9 protein-coding genes and 1 pseudogene are annotated in these 12,869 nt (G+C 73.2%); 9 read left to right on the forward strand and 1 reads right to left on the reverse strand.

What is annotated here, in order from left to right; translation table 11 throughout:
• The coding region (locus VE614_RS23155) for a phospholipid carrier-dependent glycosyltransferase (RefSeq protein WP_324940415.1) at positions 1–832 on the reverse strand (832 nt) is incomplete at its 3' end.
• 19 nt (positions 833–851) lie between these two features.
• On the opposite strand from VE614_RS23155, the gene rsmI reads away from it, so the two are divergent.
• The 9 genes and pseudogenes from rsmI to VE614_RS23200 all read left to right on the forward strand — a co-directional run bounded on the left by rsmI (position 852) and on the right by VE614_RS23200 (position 12,741).
• Positions 852–1,694: a 16S rRNA (cytidine(1402)-2'-O)-methyltransferase gene (gene rsmI / locus VE614_RS23160; RefSeq protein WP_324940418.1), complete on the forward strand. Its 843-nt coding sequence runs from the start codon at positions 852–854 to the stop codon at positions 1,692–1,694.
• A 178-nt stretch (positions 1,695–1,872) separates the two neighbouring features.
• A pseudogene (locus VE614_RS23165) lies at positions 1,873–2,162 on the forward strand (hypothetical protein).
• Between the two features lie 42 nt (positions 2,163–2,204).
• Positions 2,205–3,074: a TatD family hydrolase gene (locus tag VE614_RS23170; protein WP_324940421.1), complete on the forward strand. Its 870-nt coding sequence runs from the start codon at positions 2,205–2,207 to the stop codon at positions 3,072–3,074.
• Between the two features lie 163 nt (positions 3,075–3,237).
• Entirely contained in the window at positions 3,238–4,689 is a 1,452-nt protein-coding gene (locus VE614_RS23175; protein ID WP_324940424.1) for a ubiquitin-like domain-containing protein, read from the forward strand.
• 139 nt (positions 4,690–4,828) lie between these two features.
• The gene (gene rsmA / locus VE614_RS23180) at positions 4,829–5,695 is read left to right on the forward strand and encodes a 16S rRNA (adenine(1518)-N(6)/adenine(1519)-N(6))-dimethyltransferase RsmA (protein ID WP_324940427.1); all 867 of its coding nucleotides are present in this window, start codon (positions 4,829–4,831) and stop codon (positions 5,693–5,695) included.
• Positions 5,696–6,592 carry a 4-(cytidine 5'-diphospho)-2-C-methyl-D-erythritol kinase gene (locus tag VE614_RS23185; RefSeq protein ID WP_324940430.1) on the forward strand — a complete coding sequence of 299 codons (897 nt, stop codon included), beginning with the start codon at positions 5,696–5,698 and terminating at the stop codon, positions 6,590–6,592.
• A 269-nt stretch (positions 6,593–6,861) separates the two neighbouring features.
• Positions 6,862–8,667: an ABC-F family ATP-binding cassette domain-containing protein gene (locus tag VE614_RS23190; protein WP_324940433.1), complete on the forward strand. Its 1,806-nt coding sequence runs from the start codon at positions 6,862–6,864 to the stop codon at positions 8,665–8,667.
• Between the two features lie 272 nt (positions 8,668–8,939).
• Positions 8,940–10,775 carry a PQQ-binding-like beta-propeller repeat protein gene (locus VE614_RS23195; RefSeq protein ID WP_324940436.1) on the forward strand — a complete coding sequence of 612 codons (1,836 nt, stop codon included), beginning with the start codon at positions 8,940–8,942 and terminating at the stop codon, positions 10,773–10,775.
• Positions 10,776–10,830: 55 nt separating this feature from the next.
• Positions 10,831–12,741 (forward strand): PQQ-binding-like beta-propeller repeat protein, encoded by a 1,911-nt coding sequence (locus VE614_RS23200; RefSeq protein ID WP_324940438.1) that lies wholly within the window; start codon positions 10,831–10,833, stop codon positions 12,739–12,741.
• Positions 12,742–12,869 lie beyond the last annotated feature (128 nt).

Consider the following 12,869-nt stretch of genomic DNA (forward strand, 5'->3'; position numbering starts at 1 on the left):
CGTAGGACAGCAGCCCGAAGGCGACGACGAACCACAGCCCGCTCCACTTCGTGGCGCAGGCGAGGCCGAGGCAGACGCCTGCCGCCAGCCGCCACGGGCGCAGGCCGAGCGCGGGTCCGTAGCCCTCCAGCGGCACCCGGCGCCGAGCGCGCCACGACGCGAGCCGGGACCGCGTGGCGTCGCGGTCGAGGACGAGGCACCCGAAGGCGAGCAGGGCCCAGAACATGAGGATCAGGTCGAGCAGCGCCGTCCGGCTCGACACGAAGTGCAGCCCGTCGAGGGCGAGCAGCAGGCCCGCGACGCAGCCGAGGACCGTCGAGCCGAACATCCGCCGCGCGATGCGGGCGACGACGAGCACGGACAGCGTGCCGAGCACCGCGACGGCGACCCGCCAGCCCGTGGGGTCGAACCCGAACACCGCCTCGCCCGCGGCGATCATCCACTTGCCGCCCGGCGGGTGCACGACGTACGCCGGGTTGCCGGTCCACTGCTCGAGGTCGCCGGCGAGGATGCGCGCGTCGGCTCCCTGGCGGTACTCCTGCTCCGCCCCGAAGTGCAGCAGCGACCAGGCGTCCTCGGCGTAGTAGGTCTCGTCGAAGAGGAACTCGTGCGGAGTGCCGAGCTTCCACAAGCGCAGGAACAGCGCCAGCAGTCCGACCGAGACCGCGGCCACCCAGCCGACGAACGGGTCCTCGACGCGGCCGCGCCGGCGTGCGCGCCTGCTCGCCGAGGGGACCGGGCGACCGTCGGCGGTCCGGGAGAGCCCCACCACCCGGTCGTCGGCCGGGCTGCCGGCGCCCTCGGGCGCTCGCTCCGGCGCAGCGGTCGTCACGGTCGGCAAGACTACGGGCGTGCTGGTGCTCGCTGCGACTCCGATCGGACGCGTCGACGACGCCTCGCCGCGCCTCGCCACCGAGCTCGCGACGGCCGATGTCGTCGCCGCCGAGGACACCCGCCGCCTGGCGCGGCTCGCGCGCGATCTGGGCGTGAGCGTCGGTGGCCGGGTGGTGTCGTACTTCGAGGGCAACGAGTCGGCCCGTACGCCGTCGCTCGTCGAGGCGATGCTGGCCGGCGAGCGGGTGCTGCTCGTCACCGACGCGGGCATGCCGAGCGTCTCCGACCCCGGCTACCGGCTGGTGTCGGCAGCACTGGAAGCGGGTGTCGAGGTGGTCGCCGTACCCGGGCCGTCGGCGGTGTTGACGGCGCTCGCCGTCTCGGGGCTCCCCGTCGACCGCTTCTGCTTCGAGGGGTTCCTGCCGCGCAAGGCGGGCGAGCGGCTGGGCCGGCTGCGCGAGGTCGCCGGCGAGCGGCGCACCCTCGTCTACTTCGAGGCCCCGCACCGGCTCGACGACACCCTCGCCGCGATGGCCGAGGTGTTCGGCGGCGAGCGGCGGGCCGCGGTCTGCCGCGAACTGACCAAGACCTACGAGGAGGTCCGGCGCGGGCCGCTTGCCGAGCTGGCCGAGTGGGCGGCGGAGGGCGTGCGCGGCGAGATCACCGTCGTGGTCGAGGGCGCGCCCGAGCGGGAGCCCGCGGAGCTGAGCGCGGAGGAGCTGGTGCGGCGGGTGCGGGTGCGGGAGGAAGCGGGGGAGCGCCGCAAGGAGGCGATCGCGGCGGTGGCCGTGGAGGCGGGGGTTCCGAAGCGGGTGGTCTTCGACGCGGTGGTCGCCGACAAGCGGTCGGCTGCGGGCTGAGGGCGGTTCGCGTCCCTCACGCCTGTTTCTCATCGCGGCAGAGCGGTACCGGCGTTTCGGCAAGGATCCGCCAAAAGCCGTTCAGTTCGACTCTGGACAGTCGGCGTGCCTTCGCCGTCCTGCGGGAGTCCACTGGTGAGGGGCGAGACCCGTCCTCCCGAGGACACCAGGAGCTGCCATGCGCCAGCCGACCGCCGTCGTTCACGAGTCGTACTCCTTCGCCTGCACGCGCCGCGGGCACGCGGGGGAGCAGGCGTACGAGACAGAGCACCAGTCGACGCCGAGAGGCGCGAGTTCGTTCTGTACGTCGCGGACGGACAGGTCGTGCCGTCGCCGCTGCGGCGGCCCGAGTGCCGCAACTGCGAAGGGCACCTCGTGCGGATCATGCGGGCCGGGCAGGTGGCGTCGGCGCTGAGCGCGCTGCACCCGGCGCACGCGGCACACCCGGCGCGGCGCCGGGCCGGCTGAGCGGGCGTGCTGCGGGGGCCGGCCCTTTCGTAGGATCGGGGCATGTCCTCCCACGCCGAAGTCCCGCCGCCGCCCCAGCCCCTCCGGGTGCCGGTCGCCGACTCCCACACCCACCTCGACATGCAGTCCGGCACGGTCGACGAGGCCCTGCGCAAGGCGGCGTCCGTGGGTGTGACGACGGTGGTGCAGGTGGGCTGCGACGTGCGCGGCTCGCAGTGGGCGGCCGACACCGCCGCCGCGTACGACGACGTACACGCGGCCGTCGCGCTGCACCCGAACGAGGCACCGCGCATCGTGCACGGCGACCCCGACGGCTGGTCCCGGCAGGGGGCCCGGGAGCCGGGCGGGCCGGCGGCCCTCGACACGGCGCTGGCCGAGATCGACCGGCTGGCCGCGCTGCCGCAGGTGAAAGGCGTCGGCGAGACCGGCCTGGACTACTTCCGCACCGGGCCGGAGGGCAAGGAGGCGCAGGAGACCTCGTTCCGCGCCCACATCGAGATCGCCAAGCGGCACGGCAAGGCGCTCGTCATCCACGACCGTGAGGCCCACGCGGACGTGCTGCGCGTCCTGAAGGAGGAGGGCGCGCCGGAGCGGACGGTGTTCCACTGCTACTCCGGGGACGCCGAGATGGCGGAGATCTGCGCCCGCGCGGGGTACTACATGTCCTTCGCCGGCAACGTCACCTTCAAGAACGCGCGGAATCTGCGGGACGCGGTGGCGGTGGCTCCGCTGGAACTGCTGCTCGTGGAGACCGACGCGCCCTTCCTGACGCCGGATCCCTACCGCGGACGGCCCAACGCGCCGTATCTCATTCCGATCACGGTGCGCGCGATGGCCGCCGTGCGCGGGATCGAGGAGGACGCGCTGGCGACGGCCCTCGCGGCCAACACGGCACATGCCTTCGGCTACTGACACATAACTCGTCGATAACGCTCACATGGGTTCACCCCGGGCCCGATCGCGACCGTGCGTAGCCGCGTCGCTTGGGAGAGTGACCGGCGCTCCGCTAGGTTCTGGGGCCCGATCGGACCCTTGGGCTCCCTTGAGGACCTCTGGCCCCCTGGAGTGTGTCGGCGTGAGCAGTTCGCAGTACGCGCGGTACGGGTACGGCGCCGAGTACGCGCCCACCGCCATCGACCCGCCCACCGCCATCGACCCGCACACCGCCTTCGACCCGCACAGCGCCTTCGATCCGCACAGCGCCTTCGATCCGCACAGCGCGGAGACGCTGGGATACGGGGACACATACGCGCCGGCTTATGAACGGGCGGGGGAGCGCGTCGTGGAGGACGCGTACGCGACCGCGCCCGCGCCGGGCCCCGTCTCCGCACCGGCGCCCGTGCCCGCGGCGCGCGCCGGAGCGGCTCCCGGAGCGGGCCCTGGCGTCGGCGGGCGAGGCGCGCGCCGACGCAGGGCGCGGTACGCCGAGCGCTCGGACGGCTCCATGCGCCGCCTGCTCCCGCAGGCGCTGGTCGTGGCCTTCCTCGCGGGCGGCACCACCGCGTTCGTCGCCAAGGACAAGGCGATCGAGCTGAGCGTCGACGGCCGGCCCCGCACCCTGCACACCTACGCCGACGACGTGACCGAACTCCTCGCCGACGAGGGCGTCCGGGTGGGCGCGCACGACGTGGTCGCCCCCGCCCCCGGCACGGGGCTCACCAGCGGCGACGAGGTCGAGGTGCACTACGGGCGCCCGCTCCGGCTCACGCTCGACGGACACCGGCACGAGGTGTGGACGACGGCCCGCACGGTGGACGGGGCGCTCAGACAGCTGGGGGTGCGAGCGGAGGGCGCGTACCTGTCCACCTCGCGCTTCCGGCGGATCGGCCGCGAGGGCCTCACGCTGGACGTCCGCACCGAGCGCTCCCTCACGATCATGGCCGACGGCCGCGCCCGCACCGTCCGCACCAACGCGGCGACCGTCCGCGAGGCCGTCGAGCAGGCCGGAATCACCCTGCGCGGCCAGGACACCACCTCCGTCCCGCCCGGCAGCTTCCCGCGCGACGGGCAGACCGTCACCGTGCTGCGGATCACCGGCACCCGGGAGGTGCGCGAGGAGCAGATCCCGTTCGCGGTGCGGCGGGTCGACGACCCCACGGTGTTCCAGGGCACGGAGGTCGTGGAGCAGGCCGGGCAGCCGGGGCTGCGCCGGGTCACGTACTCCGTGCGCACGGTCAACGGGGTCCGGCAGAAGCCGCGTCTGCTGCGCAGCGAGGTGGTGCGCGAGCCGCGCGCGCAGGTGGTCAAGGTGGGCACGAAGCCGCTGCCCGACTCGGTGCGGGGCGCGGACCACCTGAACTGGCAGGGGCTCGCGGCCTGCGAGTCGGGCGGCCGGCCGGACGCGGTCGACGCCTCGGGGACCTACGGGGGCCTCTACCAGTTCGACACCCAGACCTGGCACGCCCTCGGCGGCTCCGGCCGTCCCCAGGACGCCCCCGCGGAGGAACAGACCTTCCGCGCGAAGAAGCTGTACACCCAACGCGGCGCGAGCCCCTGGCCCCACTGCGGCTCCCGCCTCCACGACTGATCGACGGGGTGGCGGGCAGCGGCCCCACGCCCCGCCGTCCGCCGTCCCCGGCCAGTGCCCGCGCCCGCCCTCCCGCTCCCGGAGGCGGCCGAGTCCCCTCGCGACCGATCAGGTCCGCGCGCCCCCGTACCCTTGTGCCGTGAGCAGCCCCACCCCCGATGCCCTGCTGGGTCCCGCCGACGTTCGTGAACTGGCGGCGGCCCTCGGTGTGCGTCCCACCAAGCAGCGCGGTCAGAACTTCGTGATCGACGCGAACACGGTCCGCCGAATCGTCCGTACCGCCGAGGTGCGCCCCCACGACGTGGTCGTCGAGGTCGGGCCGGGGCTCGGCTCGCTCACCCTGGCGCTGCTGGAGGTCGCCGACCGGGTCACGGCGGTCGAGATCGACGACGTGCTCGCCGCCGCGCTGCCCGCGACGATCGCCGCGCGGATGCCGGCCCGCGCCGACCGGTTCGCGCTGGTGCACTCGGACGCGATGCACGTCGCCGAGCTGCCCGGCCCGGCGCCGACCGCGCTCGTCGCGAACCTGCCGTACAACGTCGCCGTGCCCGTGCTGCTGCACATGCTCGACACCTTCCCGACCATCGAGCGCACCCTGGTGATGGTGCAGGCGGAGGTCGCCGACCGGCTGGCCGCGGCGCCCGGCTCGAAGGTGTACGGCGTGCCGTCGGTGAAGGCGAACTGGTACGCCGAGGTCAAGCGGGCCGGTGCCATCGGCCGCAACGTGTTCTGGCCCGCGCCGAACGTCGACAGCGGACTCGTCTCGCTGGTCCGGCGCACCGAGCCGGTCAAGACGTCCGCCTCCAAGCGGGAGGTCTTCGCGGTCGTCGACGCGGCGTTCGCCCAGCGGCGCAAGACGCTGCGGGCCGCGCTCGCCGGCTGGGCCGGTTCGGCGGCGGCGGCGGAGGCCGCCCTGGTCGCCGCCGGTGTCTCCCCGCAGGCGCGCGGCGAGTCACTGACCGTCGAGGAGTTCGCCCGGATCGCCGAGCACAAGGAGCGCGCGTAAGTGAGCGTCACCGTCCGCGTCCCGGCCAAGGTCAACGTCCAGCTCGCGGTCGGCGCCGCCCGCCCCGACGGCTTCCACGACCTCGCCAACGTCTTCCTGGCGGTCGGCCTGTACGACGAGATCACCGTCACCCCCTCGGCCGACGGGCTGCGCGTCACCTGCGAGGGCCCCGACGCCGCCCAGGTCCCGCTGGACCGCACGAACCTGGCGGCCCGCGCGGCGGAGGCGCTGGCCGCGCGCCACGGCCGTAACCCCGGCGTGCACGTCCACATCGCCAAGGACATCCCCGTCGCGGGCGGCATGGCGGGCGGCAGCGCGGACGGCGCGGGCGCGCTGCTCGCCTGCGACGCGCTGTGGGGCACGAACGCCTCCCGCGAGGAACTGCTGGAGATCTGCGCCGAGCTGGGCAGCGATGTGCCGTTCAGCCTGGTCGGCGGTGCGGCGCTGGGTACCGGGCGGGGCGAGAGGCTGACGGCCCTGGAGGTCGGCGGCACCTTCCACTGGGTGTTCGCGATGGCCTCGCGCGGGCTGTCCACCCCGGCCGTCTTCCGCGAGTTCGACCGGCTCGCCGAGGGCCGGGACATCCCCGAGCCGGTCGCCTCCCGTGACCTTCTGGACGCCCTCGTCAAGGGCGACGCCGAGGCGCTGGCCGCGACCGTCTCCAACGACCTCCAGCCCGCCGCGCTCTCCCTCTTCCCCGAGCTTGCGGACACCCTGGCGGCGGGCCGCGCGGCGGGCGCGCTGACCGGACTGGTGTCGGGGTCGGGGCCGACGACGGCGTTCCTCACGCGGGACGCGGGGTCGGCGGAGAAGGTGGCGGAGGCCCTGCGCGCGTCGGGCACGTGCCGGGGCGTGCGGGTGGCGTCGGGGCCGGTGGCGGGGGCCACGGTGCTCTGAGGGGGCTCGGTGCCGCCTGGTGATCGCGGTCAGGTCGATGTCGATGTCGTAGGGCACGCCGACCTTGACGGGTCGTGGTGGATGCCGGTCAGCGCGTACGTGCCGGTGGCCTCGCCGCGTTCGTACACCTGGACCACCGGGTGGTCGTCCTGGCCCGCCCCCTCCGCCAGCCACCGTCACCACGGAGAGTGACGAACCCCTCGCGCCCCGCCCCTCACCCCCGAGGCCCTACGCTAGAAGGCTGACCGTCCCCCGCACGCAGGAGAAAAATGGCCGTCAACCTGGTCAATGTCGAGAACGTCAGCAAGGTGTACGGCACCCGTACCCTCCTCGACGGCATCTCCCTGGGTGTCTCGGAAGGGGACCGGATCGGTGTCGTGGGCCGCAACGGCGACGGCAAGACGACGCTGATCCGGATGCTGGCCAAGCAGGAGGAGGCGGACTCCGGGCGGGTCACGCACTCCGGCGGGCTGCGCATGGGCGTGCTCACCCAGCACGACTCCCTCGATCCCGAGGCGACCGTCCGGCACGAGGTCATCCGGGACCTGGCCGACCACGAGTGGGCGGGCAACGCCAAGATCCGGGACGTGCTGACCGGGCTGTTCGGCGGACTGGACCTGCCGGGGTTCCCGCAGGGCCTGGACACCGTCATCGGGCCGCTCTCCGGCGGTGAGCGGCGCCGTATCGCGCTGGCGAAGCTGCTGATCGACGAGCAGGACCTGATCATCCTCGACGAGCCCACCAACCACCTGGACGTCGAGGGCATCGCCTGGCTGGCCGGGCATCTGCGCGAGCGGCGCTCGGCGCTCGTCTGCGTCACCCACGACCGCTGGTTCCTCGACCAGGTCTGCACCCGTATGTGGGACGTGCAGCGCGGTGACGTCCACGAGTACGAGGGCGGCTACTCCGACTACGTCTTCGCCCGCGCCGAGCGGGAGCGGATCGCGGCGACGGAGGAGGTCAAGCGGCAGAACCTGGTCCGCAAGGAGCTGGCCTGGCTGCGCCGCGGCGCGCCCGCGCGGACGTCGAAGCCGCGCTTCCGCGTGGAGGCCGCCAACGAGCTGATCGCGGACGTGCCGCCGCCCCGGGACAGCAGCGAGCTGATGAAGTTCGCCTCCTCCCGGCTCGGCAAGACCGTGTTCGACCTGGAGGACATCACCGTCCAGGCCGGGCCCAAGGTGCTGCTCAAGCATGTGACCTGGCACCTCGGCCCCGGCGACCGCATCGGCCTGGTCGGCGTCAACGGCGCCGGTAAGACCACCCTGCTGCGCGCGATGGCCGAGGCCGCGCGGACCGAGGGCGAGACCCAGCCCGCCGCCGGCCGGATCAACGTGGGCAGGACGGTCAAACTGGCGTACCTCTCCCAGGAGGTCGCCGAACTCGACCCCGCGTGGCGGGTCCTGGAAGCGGTCCAGCAGGTCCGCGAGCGCGTCGACCTGGGCAAGGGCCGGGAGATGACGGCGGGGCAGCTGTGCGAGACGTTCGGCTTCAACAAGGAGAAGCAGTGGACGCCGGTCGGCGACCTCTCCGGCGGTGAGCGGCGCCGCCTCCAGCTGCTGCGCCTGCTCATGGACGAGCCGAACGTGCTCTTCCTCGACGAGCCCACCAACGACCTCGACATCGAGACCCTGACCCAGCTGGAGGACCTGCTCGACGGCTGGCCCGGCTCGATGATCGTCATCTCCCACGACCGGTTCTTCGTCGAGCGCACCACGGACCGTGTGTTCGCCCTGCTCGGCGACGGCACGCTGCGGATGCTGCCGCGCGGGATCGACGAGTACCTGGAGCGGCGGCAGAGGATGGAGGAGGCGGCCGCGGCCGCCGCGCCCGTGGCGCAGAAGCCCGCGACGGCGGAGAGGAGCGCCGCCGACCAGCGCGCCGCGAAGAAGGAACTCCAGAAGATCGAGCGGCAGTTGGACAAGATCTCCGAGAAGGAGACCAAGCTGCACGCGCGGATCGCCGAGGACGCCACGGACTTCGCGAAGGTGGCCGAACTGGACGCCGAGCTGCGGGACCTGGCGGGGCAGCGCGAGGAGCTGGAGCTGCGCTGGCTGGAACTCGCCGAGGACGCCTGAGTCCTTCCGGCCGGGGCCTTCGCACGGCGTGCGCTCCCCGGCGCGCACAGGCGCGCGGTTCGCGTGAAGGGGGCGTGAAGGCGCGTAACGACGGCATCACGGGCCGGTCCTCCCTTGGGAACAGGGGAGGATCCGGCCCGCTGTCCTGTCGGTCCCGGGTGATAGAAAGAGCCGTCTGAGAACCGTCTGAAAACGTCTGAGAAATCACGGGTGTGGCGGAAACGCAGCGCCATCGGGCGCGGCGCCACATCGGTCACAAGGGGGAACCGCAGATGACCCAGCCGCCCAACCAGCCGCCGCAGCCGGGCGGTTTCGGCGCTCCGCAGGACCCGCAGCCGGGCGGTTTCGGCGCTCCCCAGAACCCGGGACCGGGCACGCCTCCACCGCCCGCCCAGCCCCCGGGCGCCCCGCAGCCGGGCTACGGTTACCCGCAGCAGCCCGGCCCGTACGGCGCTCCGCAGCAGCCCGGCCCGTACGGCCAGCCCGGCCAGCAGCCCGGCCCGTACGGCCAGCCGCAGCCCGGCCCCTACGGCGCCCCGCAGCAGCCCGGCCCGTACGGCGCCCCGCAGCAGCCCGGCCCGTACGGACAGCCCGGCCAGCAGCCCGGCTACGGCTATCCGCAGGCCCAGTTCCCGGGCGCCCCCGGCACCCCGCCGCCCGGCGGCTCCGGTTCCCGCAACCCGTTCAAGGGCAAGCCCGCGCTCGCGATCGGCGCCGCCGTGGCGGCGCTGCTGGTGATCGGCGGCAGCGTGTACGCGGTCACGAGCGGCGGCGACGACGGCGGCAAGAAGGAGCCGGTCGCCGAGAAGAGCGACGACGCCAAGCCCACCGCCACCGAGGCCCCGGTCAACCCGGGTGACGGCAGCGGCGACGGCGGCGCCGACCCGGACAACCTCAACGAGGGCCGCCAGGCCGGCGAGTCGAAGGTGCTCTGGTACAAGGAGGCGCCCGACGCGCCCGGTTCCGGCGCCGAGGCCAACGGCATGTGGATCACCGACAAGACGGCCGTGAAGGCGGCGTACAAGGAACTGGCCGGCTACGACGTCGGGGACGGCGCCCCGACCTGGGACACGATCACCTTCCCGCAGAAGATCTGCGCGGCCACCTCCCAGAAGACGGCCGACGACAAGATCGTCGTGGCGTACATGAGCGGCGCCAGCGACCGCGCCAAGTGCAACCAGCTCCAGCAGATCGACCTGAACACCGGGAAGAAGGGCTGGAGCGGCGAGATCGCCGACGGCGCGCTCTTCGACAGCGCCATCACCGTCGAGCTGTCCATCGCCGGCGACACCCTGATGGTGGGCCGCTCGCAGTCCGGCACGGCGTACGACGTCACCACCGGCAAGAAGCTCTACGACAAGAAGAAGTACGGCGACGCCTGCTTCCCGGCCGCCTTCGCGGGCGGCACCCGGCTGATCCAGGTCGCCTCCTGCGGTGCCGCCACCGACAAGGAGCACGACGAGATCCAGGAGCTGGACCCGAAGACCGGCAAGGTCAAGTGGACGTTCGCGTACGAGAAGGGCTGGCGGATCGGCCGCACCTTCTCCGTGGACCCGTTGGTCGTCTACAGCACCAACGAGGACAAGGACACGTGGAACATCGCCACGTTCACCCCGGCCGGGAAGATCCGCTCCCAGGTCGACATCAAGGACGCCATCGCCCCCGAGTGCGGCTGGGCCATCCTCCAGCGTGACCTGACCGGCTGCCTCGGCGTGGCCGTCGACGCCGACACCCTGTACCTGCCCACCGAGGCCACCACCGGCGCCAACGAGGTCGTCGCGATCGACCTGGCCAAGGGCAGGGAGAAGTGGCGGGTGAAGTCCCCGACGGACCAGACGATCCTGCCGCTGCGGGCCGAGGGCGGAAAGCTCGTCGCCTACGTCGAGCCGTCGTACGACGCGGGCGGCCAGGTGGTGTCCGTCGCGACCGCCGGAAGCAGCCACACGCCGGTCACGCTGCTGAAGAACCCGGCGAGCGCCGCGGAGGTCGAGAACGGCTTCTTCTCCCGCGACATCGCCTGGGCGGACGGCCGGCTGTACCTCTCCACCACGCGGCTGAGCGGCGACGACGAAACGAAGGAGAAGCTGATGCTCGCCTACGGCAAGTGACGCGTCCCGCCCGCAGACTCCGCTTCGTCGATCCGTCCCCGAGGTATCCAGGACCATGACCCAGCCGCCGCCCCCGCCGCCCAGCCAGCCCCCGCAGGGGGGAGGGTTCGGCGCACCCCAGGACCAGCCCCCGCAGCAGCCGCAGCAGCAGCCCGGCTTCGGCGCCCCGCAGACGCCGCCCGCCCCGGCCCCGCAGCCGGGCTACGGCTACCCGCAGGCGCCCCAGCCGCCCCAGGGCGCCCCGGCCACCCCGCCCGCTCCGCAGGGCCCGCCGCAGCCCCCGCAGTCCGGCTACGGCTACCCCGGCGGACAGCCGGGCCCGTACGGCGGCGCGCCGGGCACCCCCGGCCCGTACGGCGGTCCGAACACCCCGCCCGGGCCCTACGGCGCGCCGGGCACCCCGCCGCCGGGCCCGTACGGCCAGCAGCCCAGCGCTTACGGCCAGCAGCCCGGTTACGGCTTCCCGCCGCCGACCGCGCCGCTCCAGCCGCAGGCGGCCACGCCGGCCGGCGGCGGCCGGCGGATCAACCCGCAGCTGGCGATCATCGTCGCCGCGGTCGTGGCAATCGCGCTGATCGTCGGCGGCGGCGTCTGGTACGCCTCGTCCGGCAAGGACGACGACAAGACCAACACCGCGAGCTCCGGCGGCACCGGCGGCGGTGACGACAAGGGCGGCTCCGGCGGCTCCGGCGGCACCTCCTCCAAGGGATCGGAGAAGGTCCCCGCCAACCCCGCCTCCACGGTGCTGTTCCAGGTGCCGATGCCGAAGGTGGCCAAGGACGACAGCGTCGTCGTGGAGGGCTCCTGGCTCACCGACGAGGTGTACGCCAAGAGCGGCGTCGCCGAGATCGTCGGCTACGACGTCGACAAGGGCACCAAGACCTGGTCGATCAAGCTGCCCGGCCCGGTCTGCCACGCCAGCCGCCACGCCACCGAGGACGGCAGGACCGCGGTGGTCTTCCAGCCGAAGATGCCGGCGAAGAACTCCTCCGAGGGATGCAGCCAGGTCGCGGCGATCGACCTCGCCGCGGGCAAGAAGCTGTGGCAGAAGACCGCCATGTCCGGCGACCGGCCGATCAGCTTCGACAACATCACGGTCAGCGCGAACACCGTCGCCGTGGGCAGCACCAGCGGCGGCGCCGCGTTCGACCTGACCACCGGCGAGTCGCTGTGGTCCCCCAAGCCGACCGACACCTGCTACGACGCGGGCTACGGCGGCGGCGCCAAGCTCGTCGCGGTACGCAAGTGCGGCCAGTACGGCGCGCGGCAGCTGCACATCCAGACCATCGACCCGAAGTCCGGGAAGGTGATCTCCGAGTACAAGATGACCCAGGGCATCGAGTACGCCAGCGTGGTGTCGACCGACCCGCTGGTGGTGGCCGCCGACGTCGGCGACGCCGCGGGCGACGGCTCCGGCATCTCCGACTTCTTCTCGGTCGACAACAAGACCGGCCAGCTGCGCACCCGGATCTCCGCGCCCGGTGACGACTACGCCGCCAAGTGCGACGGCATCTCCCGGATCGAGGACTGCTCGGGCATCGCGGTCGGCAACGACCGGCTGTACCTGCCGACCGAGGAGCACGACAGCACCGGCGAGTACGGCTCCACCAACGAGATCGTCGTCTTCGACCTGGCCACCGGCAAGCAGACCGGCCAGCGCGGCGACGCCGGGGACGGCTACACGATCACCCCGCTGCGCATGGACGGCGGCAATGTGATCGCCTACAAGTCGCCGCCCTACGACAAGGGCGGGCAGGTCGTCAGCCTGGACGGCGGCAGCTTCAAGGAGACCAAGCTGCTGGAGAACCCCTCCGACGAGACGGTCCGCGGCGTGGAGACCAGCATGCTGCCGGACTACGCGGAGCTGCTGTACTCCCAGGGCCGTCTGTACATGTCCGAGACGTTCGCCAGCTCGTCGTCCTACAGCGACGAGTACCTGGCGATCGCGTTCGGCGCGACCGGCTGACCGGCGAGCGACCGACCGACCCGGCGCACGCGCCGGAGCGCACGGCCCCGTCCCTGCTCAGGGACGGGGCCGTGCGCGTAACTCCCAACCCCGCCAACACCCTCGAATGAGCGGAATTTCGGCGTTCC

This window comes from Streptomyces sp., assembly GCF_035645055.1.
GTDB lineage: Bacteria > Actinomycetota > Actinomycetes > Streptomycetales > Streptomycetaceae > Streptomyces.